Below are 17,589 nucleotides of genomic sequence, written 5' to 3' on the forward strand. Positions count from 1 at the left end.
GGCGGGCACGTCTTCGGCGTGACCGCCTCCGGGACGGGCGGTCCCGTGCTGCCCGCCGTGGTCCACTGGCCCGCCGGTCATGGCGGGCTCAGGGACACCATCCGGCAGGAGATCGTCGCCCGCCAGGTCGACGAGCAGATAACCGGCCGCTACCCGGTGGGGCAGCGGCTGAGGATCCTCGACGCGGGCATGGGGGCCGGTACGCAGGCGCTGCGGCTGGCCCGGGCCGGGCACACCGTCACGGGCCTGGAGGCCGATCCCGAGCTGCTGAAGACGGCCCGGGAGTCGCTGGCGACCGAGCCGGCCGGGATCCGCGAGCGGGTCCGGCTGATCGAGGGCGACGGCCGCGAGACCGGCGTCCACTTCCTGCCGGGCAGCTTCGACGTGGTCCTGTGCCACGGGGTGCTCATGTACGCCGACGAGCCGGACGCGCTGCTCGCGGGGCTGGCCCGGATGCTGGCCCCCGGCGGCCTGCTCTCCCTGGTGGTACGGAACGCGGACGCCCTCGCCATGCGGCCGGGGCTCGCCGGGGACTGGGCGGGCGCGCTGGCCGGCTTCGACACGGACGTCTACCAGGACGACGACGGCGTGAAGGTGCGGGCCGACCGGCTGGAGGCGCTGACGGCGACGCTCGCGGGGATCGCGGCGCCGCTGCACGCCTGGTACGGGGTGCGGGTCTTCACCGACGGCGTCCCCGCGGAGGCGGGGCTGCCGGCCGCCGAGGAGCTGGAGCGCCTGCTCGCCGCCGAGGAGCGGGCGGGCCGGACCGATCCGTACCGCCGGGTGGCGGCGCTGCTGCACCTGTGCGGGGTGCGGGGCTGAGACCCCGCCCGATGTGACACGGCCGAGGGGCCGGTGCGCCGACGCGGCGCGCCGGCCCCTTCGCGTGTCGCCTGTCCCCGGCCCGTACCCCTGCCCCGTCCTGCGCGGGGTACGCCTGTTCGGCGGCGCCCACCGGGACGGGCGAAAGGTGCGGAACGGATACTCCGGACATGGATGTCTCCCGCGCCCGCACGCGTACCCGAGTCCGCCGTACCGCCCTCTCCCTCGCCGCCGGGGTCTGCGCCGCCGCGCTGGCCGCCGGCTGCTCCGCGGACTCCGGGACGTCCGCCGCGCGCGAGCCGTCCACCGCGCAGGCCGCGGCACCGCTCGCCGCCAACGAGCTGCAGGACGACTACCAGGCCGTGATCAAGGACGTCCTGCCGTCCGTGGTGCAGATCGACGCGGCGGAGAGCCTCGGCTCCGGGGTGGTCTACGACGACAAGGGGCACATCGTCACCAACGCGCACGTGGTCGGCGAGGAGCGGAGCTTCCGGGTCACCGCCGCCACCGGCGGGGAGCCGGTGGCGGCCCGGCTGGTGGCCGCCTATCCGGAGCAGGACCTCGCGGTGATCCGCCTGGAGACGGTGCCCGACGGTCTGAAGCCGGCCCGGTTCGGCGACTCGGCGGCGGTCGAGATGGGGCAGATCGTGCTGGCCATGGGCTCCCCGCTGGGCCTCTCCGGCAGCGTCACCCAGGGCATCGTCTCCGCCACCGGCCGGACCGTCAGCGAGGGCCGCACGGGCGGCGGCACCGGCGCCACGATCGGCAACATGGTGCAGACCTCGGCCGCGATCAACCCCGGCAACAGCGGGGGCGCGCTGGTCGACCTGGACAGCCAGGTCATCGGCATCCCGACGCTCGCCGCCAGCGACCCGGCGATGGGCGGCGGCGCCGCGCCCGGCATCGGCTTCGCGATCCCCGCCTCGATGGTCAGGACCGTCGCCGACCAGATCATCAAGGACGGGAAGGTCACCGACTCGGGCCGGGCCGCCCTCGACATCACCGGGCGCACGGTCCTGAACGACGACTACGAGCCGGCCGGCGTGGCCGTGGTCGAGGCCGAGGCGGGCGGCGCGGCGGCGGACGCGGGGCTGCGGGCGGGCGATGTGATCACCCGGCTCGCGGACGACGACATCACGACGATCACCTCGCTCGCGGAGTCCCTGGCGGAGCGCAAGCCGGGCGACGTGGTGTCGGTGACGTACGTGCGGGACGGCGGGACCCGCAAGGCGGAGGTCACGCTCGGCGAGATGTGACGGCGACGGGTGCGGGAAGGGGCCCGGGACAGGTGCGGGAAGACGCCCGGGACGGGTGCGGGAAGACGCCCGGGACGGGTGCGGGAAGGGGCGGGATCCGGTGGATCCCGCCCCTTCGCCTACGCCGTCAGGCGCCTTCGGCGTCCAGCGGCATCGGGCCGTAGATCTTGGTGGTGTCCTCGGAGAGGGTCACCTGGTCGGCGCCGCCCGCGAGGAGGTCGCGCCAGTGCTCCCCGAGCCAGCTCTCGGCGTCGCCCTGGGTGCTGAACTCCTCCGGGGTCACCACCGGGGCGACCTCCGTGCCGTCGGACTTCTCGAACCGCCACGTCCATGCCATGTCCGCCTCCTGGGGCTCACCGGATGATCGGTTTCCTGCCCGCAGAGTAGCCGGGCGCGCACCGCGCGCGGGGGCGCGGGAGGATCAGTGCGTGGAACTGACTCTGCTCGGCACCGGCTCCCCGCTCGGCCTGCCCCGCCCCGACTGCCCCTGCGCGGTGTGCGCGCGCTCCCGCGGCACGCGCGCGCGTGCCGCGACCGCGCTGCTCGTGGACGGGGCGCTGCTGCTCGACCTGACCCCGGGGGCGGCGCTCGCCGCGGCCCGCGCGGGGCGTTCGCTGGTGGGGGTGCGGCAGGTGCTCCTGACGCACCCGCACGACGGTCCGGCGGTGGAGGTGCCGGCCGGGCTGCCGACGGCCGGGCGGGTGCCCGACGGGCGGGAGCTGACGCTGATCAGCGGGCACCGGGTGCGGGCGGTGCCGATGGACTCCCCCGGCACCGGGTACGAGGTGGTGTCGGCCGACGGGCAGCGGCTGCTGTACCTGCCGCCGGGGGCGGCGCCCGCGGGGCTGCCGGAGAACCACCAGGAGCCGTACGACCTGGTGGCGGCGGACGTGACGGGGCGGCCCGACGCGCTGGCGCGGCTGCGGGCGGCCGGGGCGGTGGGGCCGGGCACGGAGGTGATCGCCGTCCATCTGGACCACGACGCGCCGGCCGGGGCGGAGCTGGACCGGCGGCTCGCGGCGGCCGGGGCGCGGGCGGTGCCGGACGGCACGGTGCTGTACCTGGGCGAGTACCACGAACTGCCGGAGGTGCCGCGGCGGACGCTGGTGACCGGCGGCGCGCGGTCGGGGAAGTCGGTGGAGGCCGAGCGGCGGCTGGAGACCTTCCCCGAGGTGGTGTACGTGGCGACCGGCGGGACCCGCGAGGGCGACCCGGAGTGGGCGGAGCGGGTGACCCTGCACCGGGAGCGGCGGCCCGGCACCTGGCGGACGGTCGAGACGACCGACCTGGTGCCGCTGCTCGCCGAGGACGACGGGCCCGCGCTGCTGGTCGACTGCCTGTCGCTGTGGCTGACCGACGCCATGGACCGGGTGGGCGCCTGGGACGACGGCACCTGGGCGGACGGCGGGCAGACGGCGCTGCGGGAGCGGACGGCGGAGCTGGTGGCGGCGGTGCGGGCGACCCGCAGGACGGTGGTGGCGGTGACCAACGAGACCGGCTCGGGCGTGGTGCCGGCGACGGCGGCGGGGCGGCGGTTCCGGGACGAGCTGGGGCGGCTCAACGCGGCCTTCGCGGACGAGTGCGAGCAGGTGGTGCTCGTGGTCGCCGGTCAGGCGCTGGTACTGCGCGGGTAGGGTGCTGATCCTTGAGGGTCCCTGGGGGTGCCCGAGGGTGCTTGGGGCACCCGCGGAGATCCCCGGGCCCCGAGGCGACCAGCCCGTGCCGAACCTCGCTGATGTCACAAGGCGGAAAACCCCCGATGGACCCTCTGCAGCCCCTGAACCTCGACGACTTCTCCGATCTGATCGAGCGCCCCGACGGCGGGATCCGGCGTGACGCCGAGGAGCGCCGGGAGCGGCTCGCCGTCCGCCCGGGCGCGCTCGGCCGCCTCGACGAGCTGGGCGAGTGGCTGTCCGCGGCCCAGTCGGCGGTGCGGGTGCGGGCGATCGAGCAGCCGAAGGTGGTCGTCTTCGCCGGTGACCACGGCATCGCCGGGCAGGACGTGTCGGGCCGCCCGGCCGGCACCGCCCACGTGCTGGTGCGCGAGCTCCTCGACGGGGCGAGCCCGCTCGCCGTGCTGGCCCGGTCGATGGACGTGCCGGTGCGGGTGGTGGACGCGGGCCTGGACTGCGACCCGGAGCTGCTGCCGGAGGCGGTGACCCGGCACCGGGTGCGGCGCGGCAGCGGCCGGATCGACGTCGAGGACGCGCTGACGCCGGAGGAGACCGAGGCGGCGGTGCGGCTCGGGATGGCGATCGCCGACGAGGAGGCCGACTCGGGCACCGATCTGGTGGTCCTCGGCGATCTGAGCGTGGGCGGTACGACCCCGGCGGCGACGCTGATCGCGGCGCTGTGCGGGACGGACGCCTCGGTGGTGACCGGGCGCGGCGGCGCGGGGATCGACGACCTGGCGTGGATGCGCAAGTGCGCGGCGATCCGGGACGCGCTGCGGCGGGCGCGGCCGGTCCTGGGCGACCAGCTGGCGCTGCTCGGCGCGGTCGGCGGGGCGGATCTGGCGGCGACGACCGGCTTCCTGCTCCAGGCGGCGGTGCGGCGGATGCCGGTGATCCTGGACGGCGTGGTGGGGGCGGCCTGTGCGCTGGTGGCGCAGCGGGCGGCGTTCCGGGCGCCGGACTGGTGGCTGGCGGGTCAGGTGTCCGGGGAGCCGGGGCAGGCGAAGGCGCTGGACCGGATGGCGCTCAACCCCCTGCTCGACCAGGGCGTCCTGGTGGGTGAGGGAACCGGGGCACTGCTCGCGCTTCCCCTCGTCCGGGCAGCGGCGGCCCTCGCCGCCGAGCTGCCCGAGCGTCCGGAGCCGACCACTCCGGACGAGCCCGTCTCGGCCGAGGCGGTCTGAGGGGACGGCGCACTCCATCGGTGAGTGACCCGGAGGCGGCCGCCCGCGACGCGCGGGTGGCCGCCTCCGGCGTCGCCGCACGGGAAGCGGTGCCCCATATGATCGCTTTTCATGGGAGAGGTCCGTTTGTCCGCCGAAGGAACGCCCCGGGGCACCGTCCGCTCGCGGCGGAGCGCCGCGTTCGCCGTCTGGTACCTCCGCGTCGTCACGTTCATCAACTTCCTGGGTGCCGTCTGGGTCTCCTTCGGGCAGGACCTGCGGCGGCACAACGAGGACGACTACTTCACGCCGTACATGCTCACGGCGGGCTTCGCCTCCGGGGTCTTCACTCTCTTCCTGGCGATCACGATGCGCCGCCGCAAGCGGGCCGCCTGGATCCTCAACACCGTGCTGAGCGGCCTCTTCCTGCTGCTCTTCGCGCTGGTGATGCTCTTCCCCGAGATCCGTGAGCACGCCCAGAACTGGGTCTCGCTGGTGCTGACCGCCGCCTTCTTCGCCGCCCTGCTGCTCGGCCGCAAGGAGTTCTACGCGAAGGGCGACCGCTCCAACCCGCTGCTGGCCGCGCTGGTCGCGGTCGGCGGCCTGCTGGTCACCTCGCTGCTCGCCGCGCTCCTGGTCACCGTCACCAACACGGCCACCGGGCACTCCACCTTCCTGGAGCGGTGGCGGTACGGCGTGATGCGGCTGGTCACGCTGGCCACCGACGACTCGCGCTTCCCCACCATCACCACCCCGGGCTGGGTCGACGTGGTCATCAACGTGATGTCCACGCTGCTGCTCTTCGCGGTGCTCTTCGCCGCCTTCCGCTCCCGCCGGGCGGTGGACCCGCTGACCGAGGAGGACGAGGAGCGGCTGCGGGCGCTGCTCGACAAGCACGGGGAGCGCGACTCGCTGGGCTACTTCGCGCTGCGCCGCGAGAAGAGCGTCGTCTGGTCGCCGAGCGAGAAGGCCGCCGTCGCCTACCGGGTGGTGGGCGGGGTCTCGCTCGCCTCCGGCGACCCGATCGGCGACCCCGAGGCGTGGCCGGGGGCGATCGAGCCGTGGCTCGCCGAGGCGCGGGAGCACGGCTGGATCCCGGCCGTCATGGGCGCGAGCGAGGAGGCCGGGGTGATCTACGCCCGACACGGCCTGGACGCCCTGGAGCTGGGCGACGAGGCGATCGTGGAGACCGACGAGTTCACGCTCGACGGGCGGGCCATGCGGACGGTCCGCCAGGCGTTCAACCGGGTCAAGCGGGCCGGGTACGAGGTGCGGATCCGGCGGCACGAGTCGATCCCCGCGGAGGAGATGGCCGAGCTGCTGCGGAAGGCGGACGACTGGCGGGACGGGGCCACCGAGCGCGGCTTCTCGATGGCGCTCGGACGGCTCGGGGACCCGCGCGACGGACAGTGCGTGATGCTGGAGTGCACCGACGGCACGGGCGAGCTGCGGGCGGTGCTCTCCTTCGTGCCGTGGGGGCCGAAGGGGCTCTCGCTCGACCTGATGCGACGGGACCGGGACTCCGAGAACGGGCTGATGGAGTTCATGGTGATCGAGCTCCTGCAGCGGGCGAAGGAGATCGGGATCACTCAGGTCTCGCTGAACTTCGCGATGTTCCGGTCCGTCTTCGAACGCGGCTCGAAGCTCGGCGCCGGACCGGTGCTGAGGATGTGGCGCTCGCTGCTCAGCTTCTTCTCCCGCTGGTGGCAGATCGAGTCGCTGTACCGCGCCAACGCCAAGTACCGACCGATCTGGGAGCCCCGCTTCATGCTCTTCGAGAAGAGCGCCGACCTGCCGCGCATCGGCATCGCCGCCGGCCGCGCCGAGGGCTTCCTGGAGGCGCCGGGCCTGCCGAAGTGGCTGCACCGCAGGCATCTGGCGGGCGGGCGTTGAGCGGGGCGGTCCGCCGCTTCGCCCGGCGCGAGTGGGGTCCGCTCGCCGGCACGCTGCGGCGGGAGCCGGCGGCGCGCCGGTGGAAGGCGGTGCCGCTGACGCTGACGGCGGTCGGCCTCACCGCGTTCTTCCAGTTCGTCCAGAACCAGGAGTGGGGCTACGGGCCGGTGCAGGCGATCGGCGCGGTGCGCGCCGAGGACCCGCTGTGGCTGTCCCTGCTGCGTACCCCGCTGTCGCTGTTCGTGCCCGCGCTCGACCTGCCGGTCTGGGGCGCGCTCGCCCAGGTCCTGCTGGTCTTCGGGATCGCCGAGCTCTGCCTGGGGCGGTGGCGGACGCTCGGGATCGCCTATCTGGCGACCCTCTGCGGCACCCTGTACGCGCGCGTCGGCATCGCGATCGGCCCCGGCACGCCCTTCGGCCTGCCCGCCTCGGACGCACAGGTGGTGGACACCGGGCCGTCGGCGGCGGTGGTCGGCCTCGCCGTCTACGTCTGCTGGCGGCAGCGGGCGTACTGGACGGGCGCGGCCGTCGTCGTGGCGATGGTGGTCGAGGTGATCGTCAAGCCGAACCTCGCGGGCAAGGAGCATCTGGCGGCCATCGCCGGCGTGCTGGTGCTGATCGGTCTCCTGATGTGGCGGGAGCGCGGTCAGGACGGGGTGGAGCCCCGGCCGGGGACGCGCTCCTGGAAGCCGCCGATCAGGTCCTGAACCCGGCGCCGCACCCGGGTCCACCGCTTGTCGTGCCGGTAGGCGCGGACCGTGCCCCGCGCGCGTGCGCGCGGCCGGCGGCCGTAGCAGCGGCGCCACCACCAGGAGCCGGGGCGGGCCAGCCGGGTGGCGCCGACGATCGCCACGAAGGGCACGAAGACGCCGATCAGCGCCATCCTCAGCTTGCCCTTGACCAGGGTGACCAGGATGAGGAGGAAGTTGAGCGCCAGGGTGAGGAGGAAGCCCCACCGGTTCTGCCGCTCCTCCTCCGTGACGTCGTTCACGCCGAGCGGGGAGAAGCCGCTGAGGGGCAGCAGCATGAGGGCGGCGGTGAGGACGACGACCTCGACGCTCTGCCGGCCCTCCTCCGACCAGTACACGTCGTCGAGGTGGAGGATGAGCGCGAACTCGTCGAGGACGAGTCCCGCGCCGATCCCGAAGACGACGGCGAAGGCGGACGCGCCGAAGCCGTGCCGCCCGCTGGCGACCGCGCCGAAGCCGCCGAGCACGGTGAGGACCACGCCGGGCACGACGTGATGGATGTGCAGCCCGCCGGAGGAGACGTTCCGGAACGGTCCCCGGCCGGCCCGGATGAGCCGGGTGACGGTGCGGGTGACCAGGAAGGTCAGGACGAACGAGGTCAACGCCAGGAGCATCGGGAGCTTGCCCGGCTCCAGGATGTTGCGGGAGAACCAGTGACCCATGCCACCCCGTTCCGCTATGCCCGATAGGTACGGATACGGGAAATCTACCGTCCGGTCCCGGCGATTACCCTGCCCGGATGGACGGCCTGCGTTTCGCCTTCGGGACCCTCACCGTGTTCCCCGCCCGCATCACCCGCTGGGACCGGGACGCGGCGCGCGCCGGCATGCTCTGCGCCCCGGCCGCGGGACTCGTCGTCGGCCTCGTCGCCGCCGCGGCCGGCGGGGTGCTCCTGCCGCTCGGCTCCGGTCCGCTGCTCGCCGCCGTCGTCACCGTCGCCGTCCCCGCGCTGCTCACCCGGGGCCTCCACCTCGACGGCCTCGCCGACACCGCCGACGGGCTCGGCAGCGCCAAGCCGGCCGAGGACGCGCTGCGCATCATGAAGCAGTCCGACATCGGCCCGTTCGGCGTCATCACCCTGGTCCTCGCGCTGCTCGCCCAGGTCGCGGCCGTGTACGAGCTGTACGGGGAGGGCTGGGCGCACGGCGCGGTCGCCGTCGTCCTGGCCGCCACGGTCGCCCGGCTGGCCCTCACCCACGCCTCCCGGCAGGGCGTCCCGGCGGCCCGGCCGGAGGGGCTCGGCGCGATCGTCGCCGCCACGGTGCCGGTCCGCGCGGCGACCCTCTGCACCGCCGCCGTCCTCCTCCTCGCGGCCGGCACCGGCCTGCTCCTCTCGCCCTCGGACGCCGTCCGGGGCGTCCTCGCCGCGGGCGCCGGCCTGGCCGCCGCCGCCCTGCTGCTGCGCCGCTGCGTCCGCCGCTTCGGCGGCGTGACCGGCGACGTCTTCGGCGCGGTCGAGGAGACGGCGGCGACGGTGACGCTGGCGGCGCTGACGCTGGGCTGAGGCGCGCCTGGGTCGTCTCTTTCGGATCACGCCGGATCAGGGAGCGGCGTCTGGTGCGTGCCAGGCGTCGCGAGCCCGGCATGATCCGGAAGAGACGGCCTAGCAGGCCCGGCGCCAGGCGTCGAGCTCGTAGCGCTTGCGCAGGGAGCTGAGACCGAGCTCGCGGGACTCGGGGCAGAAGTCGGCCAGGGGGAGCTCGTACTCGGCGTGGAAGACCGGTTTGTCCGCCGCGATGAAGGGGGACAGGCGGTGGCACTCGTCGTACTCGGCGCACTGCTCGTTGACCGCGAAGTCGAAGTCGGCGAGCAGCTGGGGGATCTGGTCGAGGTCGTTCTTGAGGCCGACGGCGAGGCCGCGTTCGTGGGCGAGGCGGGCGATCAGGCGGTTGTACGCGAGCTGGTCGGCGGCGGTGAGGGGGAAGCCGGTGCGGTTGCGGTAGCCGTCCATGTTGTCGGGCTCGACGGCGTCGAAGCCCTTGGCGCGGCACATGTCGATCCGCTCCGTCATGAGCGGTTCGAGGACGTCGGTGCGGCGGATGTCCAGCCAGCGTTCGCCGGCCCAGCCGTTGCTCCGTCCGAGGACGGACTTCGGGAAGCGGTCCGCGTCGGGGCGGAAGTCCTCCCAGGCGCCGGTGGACAGGTAGCAGATCACCTTCCGGCCGCGGCGGTGCAGGTCGGCGACGGTCGCGGCCGGGTGGTCGAAGCCGTCGATGTCGTACACGGGCACGTCGACGGTCGGGTCCAGCTTCCCGCTGAGCTGCCACTGCCAGGCGAGGCCGGCCGTCGGCCGCCAGCGGTCGCCCTCCTCCTGCTTGGGGTCGGGGGCGGAGGTCGTGGTGCAGGCCGTGGCCAGGAGGAGCAGGGCGGCCAGGAGCGGGAGGAGGCGTCTCATCGGGCGGGCTCCGGGAGGTCGTGCGGCAGGGTGCCCCAGGGGTGGGCGCCGGTCCCGGGGACCGCGCAGTGCACCTCGGTCGCGGGGCGGAAGCCGGGCGGCGCCGCGTAGACCAGGTGGCAGTGGTGCGGGGCGGCCGGCAGGTCGAGGGTGCGGTAGGTGTCCCAGGGGCCCTCGAAGGTGACCAGCAGGTCGGCGAGTTCGGCGTACCCCTCGTCGGGGTGGGTGCCGTGGTTGAGGACGAGGGTGGCGGCCCCGGCGGCGCGGGCGGCGACGGCGAGCCGCCGGTAGTGCGGCAGCGCCTCGGGCGCGGTCGTCACCTGGTCGAGGAAGGCGCCGTCGGCGCCGTACCAGTCGCGGTGGCGGAGCAGGTCGGCGACGACCTTCGCGTGCGGGCGGCGGCCGTAGGCGGTGTCCGCGTAGCCGAGGATCCGCACCCCGGCGGCGCGCAGCCGCTCGGCGGCCTCGGCGAAGGCCGGGTCGGGGGCCTCGCCGGCGCCGTTCGCCGGGTTGAGGACCACGCCGTACAGCGCCGGCGCGGCCGCGACCAGGGCCGCCCAGCCCTCGGGACGGTCGGTGGGGTGCTCGTAGAACGGCACCAGGAGGGAACGTTTCACGTGCGGTGCTTCCTGGGTCTTCAGGGACGGTGGGCGGTCGGTCGTACCAGCAGAACATGGCTGAGGACGGCCAGCACGGCCGCCGCTCCCCCGGCGGCGAGCGGGCCCGCCGCCGGTTCGAGGGTCTGCGCGGCGGCGGCGAGCAGGCAGACGGCCGCCGCGCCGAGCACGGCGCCGAACGCCTGGAGGAGCAGGCCCAGCCAGAGGACGGCGCCGATGAGCAGGAGGGCGAGCAGCCGGTCCGGGTCCGGCCAGGGGGTGCCGGGCCAGAGCAGGGTCGCGGCGAGGGTGAGCGCGAGCAGCGCGGTCAGGTAGCCGCCGAGGCAGAGGACGAGGGTGCCGGTGACCGCGCGGCGGAAGGCGCGGGCGGTGGTGAGGGTCCGCAGCCGGGCGAGGCTGCCGCCGCGGAAGCGGTGCAGCAGCCATTCGGCGGGCCCCATGGAGAGGGTGAGCGCGATGACGGCGCCGGTGCCGGTGGCCAGCGAGTCGCCGAGCCCCGCGTGGAGCACGAGGACCCCGCTGCCGAGGCCGAAGAGGCCGTACGGGACGGAGGCCGCGAGCGGCGGTCCGCCCCGCCCGGCGGCGCCGCGCGCGGTGCCGGGGCGCAGCGCCCGGGCGGCGATCAGGCAGGCGGCGGCGAGCGAGACGGCGGGCAGGGCGGCGCGCAGCGGGTCGGGCAGGTCCCAGCGCAGGGCGGGGAGGGCGCCGAGGAGCGGCAGCAGGGCGACGAGCAGGGCCCGTTCGCGGCCGAGGACGAGGAGGACGGTGGCGGCGGCGAGATAGAGGGACTGTCCGGCGGCGAAGACGGCGGCGGGCAGTTCGCCGTCGCGGGCGGCGGCGAGGGCGACGGCGGTGCCGGCGAGCGCGCCGGCCGGGGCGCCGGTGAGGAGGGCGCGGGCGGCGGCGGGCCGGTCGCCGAGGCCGAGCCAGGTGTAGGCGCGGTGGGAGAGGGCCTGGTTCCACACCCAGCCGGTGACGGCGCCGGCGAGCAGCGGGACGGTGCCGGCGGGGAGCCCGTACCGCCCGTGGGCTCCGGCGAGCAGGGGTCCGGCCAGGACGTAGGCGAGACCCGGGAGGGCGAAGACGAGCCCGCGCAGCAGGCAGCCGCCGAGCCCTTCGGCCCAGCCGGGGGCGCCCGGGGCCTTCCGGGGAGGGTCCGGGTGGCGCCTGCGCACGCGCGCGTACAGGTCCTCGGCGAGCGCGAAGGAATCGTTCCGCCCGTAGGTGAGCCGGATGTGGTCGTCGGTCATGCCGTCGGACTCGAGGAGCGCGGCGATCTCGTCCGGGTGGACGGCGGCGGCGACGAAGGCGTCCAGGCGGACGGCGAGTTCGTCGAGCGGGTCGTCGGCGATCCCGGTCGCGGGGCCGGTGCCGGCCCCGGCCCCTGGCCCCGGTTCGGGGGTCCGGGGGCGGGGCACGGCCGGCAGGGCCGGGGTGGTGGTCGGGGGCTTCAGCCAGAGGGAGCCGCTCATGCCGGGGTGCCTTCCGGGACGCGGGGCGCGGAACGGCGCGGGGCCGGGATGCTGACGCGCAGCGGCGCCGGGGCGGGCGCGGGCCCGGGGGTGCGGGGCGCGGCGAGTTCGCGGTAGATGCGGCGGAAGCCGTCGACCGAGCGGTGCAGGGTGAACTCGTCGATGACCCGCTGCCGCGCCCGCCGGCCGAGTTCGGCGCGGCGGGCGCCGTCCCGGAGCAGGGCGGAGACGGCGGCGGCCATGACGGCCGGTTCGCGCGGCGGGACGACGATCCCGGTGTCGCCGACCGCCTCCCGTACCCCTCCGACGTCGGTGGAGACGGTGGCCCGGCCGCAGGACATGGCCTCGATGAGGGAGAAGGGGAAGCCCTCGCTGATGGAGGAGAGCATCACGACGCTGCCGGCCGCGTAGGCGGAGGGGACGTCGGAGACGCGGCCCTCGAAGGAGACGCCGTCGGCGACGCCGAGTTCGGCGGCGAGCTTCTCCAGGCGGGTGCGGTAGTCCTCGTTGCCGGCGGGGACCGGGCCGAAGAGGCGGAGCCTCAGCTCGGGGAGTTCGGCGCGGGAGATCGCGTACGCCCGGATCAGGGTCTCCAGGTCCTTGATCGGGTCGACCCGGCCGCACCAGCTGAGCGTCGGGGTCTCCGGTTCGGGTCCGGCCTCGGGGAAGAGGGCGGGGTCGACGCCGTTGTAGACGGTGCGGATGCGGTCGGCGGGGGCGCCGCCGCGCTCCTCCCAGCGCCGGTTGTACTGGTTGCAGGGGGTGATGAGGTCGGCCTGGCGGTAGCCGAGGGAGTTGAGCTCGCGGTAGAAGCCGAGCATGAGGGCCTTGACCGGCCAGCGCTGGGCCTCGGTGCGGTAGCCGAGGTAGCGCTCGCGGAGGTAGATGCCGTGTTCGGTGAGCAGGAAGGGCACCCCTTCGAAGTGCTGCGCGGCGAGCGCGGGCAGGGTGGCGAGGCCGCTGGAGACGGCGTGCGCCACGCTGCCGTCGGCTATCCGGGCGCCGAGCGGCCGCAGGGCGTGTTCGAGCAGGTCGGTGGCGGTGAGGGCGTCGTGGACGGTGGGCCCGGCCGCACGCGTCGGCAGGTGCGGCATGGTCCAGATCCACATGAGGGTGCGGAGGGCCTGTTCGGAGCGGAGGGCGGGGGTGAGCCGGCCGTCGCGGGCGAGGGCGGCCAGCTCGTAGAGGCTGCCGGCGAGGTCGTGGCCGGCGCCCGGGTCGAGGAGGGCGAGCAGGAAGTGCTCGTACGTGGCGAGGAAGCGGCGGCGTGCGTGCCCCCGCGGGGGCCGGCGCGCGCGGGTGGGCGCGGCCGGTCCCCGCGGATGGCCCCAGAGGGGGAACGCGGTGTGCCGGGTGACGTTGGGCGGCAGCTCCCAGGTGACGGGTTCGCGGCCGCTGCCGGTGAGGGCGAGGATCTCGAAGGTGACCTCGGGCATGCCCCGGATGAGCTGGTCGCACCAGGTGCTGACGCCGCCGTGGACGTGCGGGTAGGTGCCTTCGGTGAGCATGGTGACGTGACGGCCACTGCTCGGCATGGTGTGTGTTCCCCCCAGAGCGTGCTGGTCAGGCGGTCGGGAGCTGGAGCGTGACGGCGGTCTGGAGCAGTTCGGGCGCGGTCCAGGCGGAGCGGCTGCCGGCGTAGGCGGTGCCGAAGGCGGCGGTGCCGAGGACGAGTTGCTTGCGGGTGCCCTCGGGCGCGGTGACGGGGATCTGGACGCCGGCGGGCGCCTTGACGGTGACCGTGCCGCCGATGCGGTACGCGGTGACCTTGCCGGCGGCGAGGGCGGCGTCCCAGGCGTCCCGGCGGCCCAGCTCGGTGCCGACGTCCTTCTGACGGGGGTTCACCAGGGGCGTGTCGGCGGCGAAGAGCGCCCTGTAGTCGGCGAGGATCCGGTCGAGGACCGGGTAGAGGAGGCGCTCCTCGGCCAGGTTCGACTGGTGGACGTAGTGCGGGCGGGGGTCGTTGGCGACGACGTGGCCGAGGGCGATCCGGGCTTCCTGCGGGACGATGTGCTCCGCGTAGCCGGTGGCCGGGTCGAGCGGGGCGGGCAGGCAGGTCGAGGCCGGGTTGGACTCGCAGACGCCGCTGCCGCCGTCGGCGCGGGAGGTGTAGACCCAGTTGTACTCGTCGGTCATCTCGGCGGCGGTGCCGACGTTGTAGTAGACGTTCATCGGGTGCCGGGGCACGGTCCTGGCGGCGCCGACCGCCCGCTGGCGGGGCTCGCGGGAGTTGTCGCTGGCCGTCCACTTCACGCCGTTGTCGGCGAGGGCGCCGGCCAGGTGGGGGTTGTCGGCCGGCTGCTGGGGCAGGGTCTTCAGGCCGGAGTGCTCGCCGGTGACGAGTTCGGTGCGGTCGACGGAGATGCCCTTGCCCGCAGCCCAGTTGAGGTTGTTCCGGATCTGCGCGGAGATCTCGGCGCGGCTCACCCAGAGGGTGTTGCCGGAGGCGTCGGTGGCGCACCGCCAGGGGACGGTGCTGTTGTCCTGGACGCAGCCGAGGTAGGGGTGGGTGTAGGTGTGGTTGATCCAGCGGTACTGGGCGCGGTCGGCGATCAGCCGGGCGGCGAGCGGGTCGGTGCCGCCGTGCTCGGTCTTCCACTGCTCGCCCTGGCCGCCGTTGTAGACCATGTCGAGGGTGAAGCCGGACGCCTTCTGCCAGGCGGCGGCGTAGGTGGCGTCGGCGGCGGTCATCCGGATGGGGTTCTCGGCCTCCGGGTCACCGCCGACGCAGTCGAGGTCGCCGGGGGTGCAGTTGCGGACGGTGTCCCAGCGGGCGTCGGGGGCGAGGACGTCGTCGACGTGGACGGAGAGGTAGTTCCGGGAGCGGCCGAGGTGGACGCCCTGGGTGAGCCATTCGACGATGCCGCGGGAGAGGGCGCGGAACTGCCGCTGGTGCTGGTTGTAGGCGAAGGTGACGACGAGTTCGCGGCGCCCGTCGGCGGCGTACTCGCCGACCAGGCTGGCGCGGCCGCCGTCGGTGCCGCCGACCGGCATGTCGACGTAGCTGGTGAAGCCGGCCCGGGGGCGGCCCGCGTAGCCGTAGCTCTCGGAGACCGCCGGGTCGTTGTCCTCGAAGGTCAGGGCGCCGGCGAGGTAGCCGAAGGGGCCGGACTTCCCGGCGGGGGTGACGGCCGCGGTGACGCCGTCGAGGACGCCGGACCAGCCGCCGTCGGTGGTGTAGTCGAGGCCGACGCCGGGGTGGGACCAGGTGTAGGCGTCGACCTGCGGGATGCCGAAGGTGCGCTCGTACGTCTGGAGGGCGGTGTGCTCGGCGGAGTCGGGGCCGAAGGCGGACTCGTGCGGCAGGACCACGCCCTGGTACTTGGCGCGGGGCCGGCCGTCGACGGTGTCGCTGAGGAAGGCGGGGGTGAGGACCGGCCGGTTCGGGTCGTTCAGGTCGAGGACCCGGTACGGGACGCCGGAGCCCTTCAGCTCGGCGGTGATCGCCCCGATCGCGCTGCCGCCGTCGTCGACGACCAGGACGGTGAGGTCGATCCGGGGCGCGGGGTCGGCCGCGGCCTGCGCGGACGGCACCACGGTGGCGAGGAGCGCGGCGGCGGCGAGCGCCCCCGCGGTGCGGCCGGCGCGGCGCGGCACCCCCTGCTTTCCGGACTTCCTCGGCGCGGCCGCGGGCATGCGGGATCTGTTCGCGTGCATGGTGTGGTGTCCCCCCTCGGCAGGCCCCCGGACGCGGGAGGACCTGTGGAGATGAAGCGAAGGCGCGAGTGCCGCCCTTGCGTGAATGAGGCGAGTGTGGCGCCGGCGCGGGAGCCGGAAGGACAAACATGAAAGAGACACCTCGGATGAGTGAATCGAAGCCGCGGTGAGCGAACCGGGTGAGCGAGCGTAGGCTCGTTCTCGGCGCTCATCGGGCCGAAATACGATGCGGCGGGCTCGGTCGGCCCATCCCTCGACCGCCACAGAACTCAATGGAAGCGAGAATTCACCACCGTGACTGCTCTCACTCTCAGCACTGCCGGAGCGGCGACGCTGCGTGCCGACGCCCTCGTCGTCGGCGTCGCGAAGGCCGGGAAGACGCTGGTCGTCGCCCCGGGCGCGGAGGCCGTCGACAAGGCGTTCGACGGCCGGCTCGCCGCCGTCCTGGAGACCCTGGGCGCCTCGGGTGGAGAGGGTGAGGCCACCAAGCTGCCCGCGCCCGCCGGCCTGAAGGCCCCCGTCGTGCTCGCCGTCGGCCTCGGCTCCGCCCCCGAGGACGGCGAGGCGTACGACTCCGAGACCCTGCGCCGCGCCGCCGGCACCGCCGCCCGCGTCCTGTTCGGCTCGAAGAAGGCCGCGTTCGCGCTGCCGATCGCCTCGGCCGAGGACGCCGGCGCGATCGCCGAGGGCGCGCTGCTCGGCGCGTACTCCTTCGACGCCTTCAAGGAGCAGGCGAAGGACGCGAAGAAGCCGCTGGCCGAGGTGGCGCTGCTCGGCGCCAAGCCGCGCGACAAGGCCCACAAGGCCGCCGCGGACCGCGCCCTGGCCGTGGCCGAGGAGATCAACCGCGCCCGCGACCTCGTCAACACCCCGCCGAACGACCTCACCCCGGCCTCCTTCGCCGCGATCGCCCAGGCCGCCGGCAAGGAGCACGGCCTCAAGGTCCAGGTGCTCGACGAGAAGGCGCTCGCCAAGGGCGGCTACGGCGGCATCCTCGGCGTCGGCTCCGGCTCGGAGAACCCGCCGCGCCTGGTCAAGGTCGCCTACACCCACCCGAAGGCGGAGAAGTCCCTGGCCCTGGTCGGCAAGGGCATCACCTACGACTCGGGCGGCATCTCCCTGAAGCCGGCCGGCCACAACGAGACGATGAAGTGCGACATGGCCGGCGCCGCCGCCGTCTTCGCCGCCGTCGTCTCCGCGGCCCGCCTCGGCCTGGAGGTCAACGTCACGGCGTGGCTGGCCCTCGCCGAGAACATGCCGTCCGGCTCCGCCACCCGCCCGGGTGACGTGCTGCGCATGTACAGCGGCAAGACCGTCGAGGTCCTCAACACCGACGCCGAGGGCCGGCTCGTCCTCGCCGACGCGCTGACCAAGGCGTCCGAGGAGCACCCCGACGCGATCGTCGACGTGGCGACCCTGACCGGCGCGATGATGCTGGCGCTGGGCAACCGCACTTTCGGCGTGATGGCGAACGACGACGAGTTCCGCACCCTGGTGCACGAGATCGCGGAGGAGGTCGGCGAGCAGTCCTGGCCGATGCCGCTCCCGTCCGACCTGCGCAAGGGCATGGACTCCCCCACCGCCGACATCGCCAACATGGGCGAGCGGATGGGCGGCGGCCTGGTCGCCGGTCTCTTCCTGCAGGAGTTCGTGGGCGAGGGCATCACCTGGGCCCACCTGGACATCGCGGGCCCGGCCTTCCACGAGGGCGCCCCGTACGGCTACACCCCCAAGGGCGGCACCGGCTCCTCGGTCCGCACCCTGGTGCGCCTCGCCGAGCTGACGGCGGCCGGCGAGCTCTGATCCGCCGGCGGCGAGGGCCCCGGGCTTCCCGCCCGGGGCCCTCGCCCGTCTCCGGCCGCCGCTGTTCGCTGCCGACGAAATCCGTAGCT

General features: G+C 74.8%; 15 protein-coding genes. 8 read left to right on the top strand and 7 right to left on the bottom strand.

Going from position 1 to position 17,589, the window contains the following annotated elements; translation table 11 throughout:
- The first annotated feature begins 45 nt into the window (after positions 1–45).
- Together ABFY03_RS11010 and ABFY03_RS11015 are read left to right on the top strand one after the other, a co-directional pair.
- Positions 46–822 carry a class I SAM-dependent methyltransferase gene (locus ABFY03_RS11010; protein WP_234338223.1) on the top strand — a complete coding sequence of 259 codons (777 nt, stop codon included), beginning with the start codon at positions 46–48 and terminating at the stop codon, positions 820–822.
- Positions 823–992: 170 nt separating this feature from the next.
- Entirely contained in the window at positions 993–2,078 is a 1,086-nt protein-coding gene (locus ABFY03_RS11015) for a S1C family serine protease (protein WP_319008046.1), read from the top strand.
- 127 nt (positions 2,079–2,205) lie between these two features.
- Here the strand turns inward: ABFY03_RS11015 and ABFY03_RS11020 are convergent, their stop codons facing one another.
- Positions 2,206–2,415, bottom strand: a complete 210-nt coding sequence (locus tag ABFY03_RS11020) for a hypothetical protein (protein WP_319008045.1) — start codon at positions 2,413–2,415, stop codon at positions 2,206–2,208.
- Between the two features lie 91 nt (positions 2,416–2,506).
- Here ABFY03_RS11020 and ABFY03_RS11025 point away from each other — a divergent pair, with 91 nt between their 5' ends.
- The 4 genes from ABFY03_RS11025 (at position 2,507) to ABFY03_RS11040 (ending at position 7,514) form a co-directional block, all read left to right on the top strand.
- Complete coding sequence (locus ABFY03_RS11025; RefSeq protein ID WP_319008044.1) at positions 2,507–3,712, top strand: bifunctional adenosylcobinamide kinase/adenosylcobinamide-phosphate guanylyltransferase; 1,206 nt, start codon at positions 2,507–2,509, stop codon at positions 3,710–3,712.
- Between the two features lie 143 nt (positions 3,713–3,855).
- A complete protein-coding gene (cobT, locus tag ABFY03_RS11030) occupies positions 3,856–4,935 on the top strand; it encodes a nicotinate-nucleotide--dimethylbenzimidazole phosphoribosyltransferase (RefSeq protein ID WP_319008134.1) in 1,080 nt (359 codons plus the stop codon).
- Positions 4,936–5,046: 111 nt separating this feature from the next.
- Positions 5,047–6,807: a phosphatidylglycerol lysyltransferase domain-containing protein gene (locus ABFY03_RS11035; RefSeq protein WP_346169791.1), complete on the top strand. Its 1,761-nt coding sequence runs from the start codon at positions 5,047–5,049 to the stop codon at positions 6,805–6,807.
- A complete protein-coding gene (locus ABFY03_RS11040) occupies positions 6,804–7,514 on the top strand; it encodes a hypothetical protein (RefSeq protein WP_346169792.1) in 711 nt (236 codons plus the stop codon). The genes ABFY03_RS11035 and ABFY03_RS11040 overlap by 4 nt, the downstream gene beginning before the upstream one ends.
- Here ABFY03_RS11040 and ABFY03_RS11045 read toward each other — a convergent pair.
- Positions 7,454–8,218 (bottom strand): hypothetical protein, encoded by a 765-nt coding sequence (locus tag ABFY03_RS11045; protein WP_319008041.1) that lies wholly within the window; start codon positions 8,216–8,218, stop codon positions 7,454–7,456. The genes ABFY03_RS11040 and ABFY03_RS11045 overlap by 61 nt on opposite strands.
- Before the next feature lie 77 nt (positions 8,219–8,295).
- Between ABFY03_RS11045 and ABFY03_RS11050 the strand changes: the two genes are divergently transcribed.
- Positions 8,296–9,060: an adenosylcobinamide-GDP ribazoletransferase gene (locus ABFY03_RS11050; protein ID WP_346169793.1), complete on the top strand. Its 765-nt coding sequence runs from the start codon at positions 8,296–8,298 to the stop codon at positions 9,058–9,060.
- Between the two features lie 99 nt (positions 9,061–9,159).
- Here the strand turns inward: ABFY03_RS11050 and ABFY03_RS11055 are convergent, their stop codons facing one another.
- From ABFY03_RS11055 to ABFY03_RS11075, 5 genes are read right to left on the bottom strand one after another with little or no spacing between them, the layout of a single operon-like run.
- Positions 9,160–9,951 (bottom strand): endo alpha-1,4 polygalactosaminidase, encoded by a 792-nt coding sequence (locus ABFY03_RS11055; RefSeq protein ID WP_319008039.1) that lies wholly within the window; start codon positions 9,949–9,951, stop codon positions 9,160–9,162.
- Positions 9,948–10,568, bottom strand: coding sequence for a spherulation-specific family 4 protein (locus ABFY03_RS11060; protein ID WP_319008038.1), 621 nt, complete (start codon positions 10,566–10,568; stop codon positions 9,948–9,950). The genes ABFY03_RS11055 and ABFY03_RS11060 overlap by 4 nt, the downstream gene beginning before the upstream one ends.
- Before the next feature lie 20 nt (positions 10,569–10,588).
- Positions 10,589–12,040 (bottom strand): hypothetical protein, encoded by a 1,452-nt coding sequence (locus ABFY03_RS11065; RefSeq protein ID WP_346169794.1) that lies wholly within the window; start codon positions 12,038–12,040, stop codon positions 10,589–10,591.
- Entirely contained in the window at positions 12,037–13,575 is a 1,539-nt protein-coding gene (pelF, locus tag ABFY03_RS11070; protein WP_346169795.1) for a GT4 family glycosyltransferase PelF, read from the bottom strand. Before pelF ends, ABFY03_RS11065 begins: the two co-directional genes overlap by 4 nt.
- A 28-nt stretch (positions 13,576–13,603) precedes the next feature.
- The gene (locus tag ABFY03_RS11075; RefSeq protein ID WP_346169796.1) at positions 13,604–15,697 is read right to left on the bottom strand and encodes a hypothetical protein; all 2,094 of its coding nucleotides are present in this window, start codon (positions 15,695–15,697) and stop codon (positions 13,604–13,606) included.
- A 294-nt stretch (positions 15,698–15,991) separates the two neighbouring features.
- Here ABFY03_RS11075 and ABFY03_RS11080 point away from each other — a divergent pair, with 294 nt between their 5' ends.
- The gene (locus ABFY03_RS11080) at positions 15,992–17,500 is read left to right on the top strand and encodes a leucyl aminopeptidase (protein WP_319008034.1); all 1,509 of its coding nucleotides are present in this window, start codon (positions 15,992–15,994) and stop codon (positions 17,498–17,500) included.
- Positions 17,501–17,589: the final 89 nt, after the last annotated feature.

It is taken from the genome of Streptomyces roseofulvus, from assembly GCF_039534915.1.
Taxonomy (GTDB): Bacteria; Actinomycetota; Actinomycetes; order Streptomycetales; family Streptomycetaceae; genus Streptomyces; species Streptomyces roseofulvus.

What these genes read in the sequence shown, in the direction of transcription:
- ABFY03_RS11015 (WP_319008046.1), top strand. Translation starts at nt 993, where the DNA reads ATGGATGTCTCCCGCGCCCGCACGCGTACCCGAGTCCGCCGTACCGCC.
- ABFY03_RS11020 (WP_319008045.1), bottom strand. Translation starts at nt 2,415, where the DNA reads ATGGCATGGACGTGGCGGTTCGAGAAGTCCGACGGCACGGAGGTCGCC.
- ABFY03_RS11035 (WP_346169791.1), top strand. Translation starts at nt 5,047, where the DNA reads ATGGGAGAGGTCCGTTTGTCCGCCGAAGGAACGCCCCGGGGCACCGTC.
- ABFY03_RS11045 (WP_319008041.1), bottom strand. Translation starts at nt 8,218, where the DNA reads ATGGGTCACTGGTTCTCCCGCAACATCCTGGAGCCGGGCAAGCTCCCG.
- ABFY03_RS11050 (WP_346169793.1), top strand. Translation starts at nt 8,296, where the DNA reads ATGGACGGCCTGCGTTTCGCCTTCGGGACCCTCACCGTGTTCCCCGCC.
- ABFY03_RS11055 (WP_319008039.1), bottom strand. Translation starts at nt 9,951, where the DNA reads ATGAGACGCCTCCTCCCGCTCCTGGCCGCCCTGCTCCTCCTGGCCACG.
- ABFY03_RS11065 (WP_346169794.1), bottom strand. Translation starts at nt 12,040, where the DNA reads ATGAGCGGCTCCCTCTGGCTGAAGCCCCCGACCACCACCCCGGCCCTG.
- pelF (WP_346169795.1), bottom strand. Translation starts at nt 13,575, where the DNA reads ATGCCGAGCAGTGGCCGTCACGTCACCATGCTCACCGAAGGCACCTAC.
- ABFY03_RS11075 (WP_346169796.1), bottom strand. Translation starts at nt 15,697, where the DNA reads ATGCACGCGAACAGATCCCGCATGCCCGCGGCCGCGCCGAGGAAGTCC.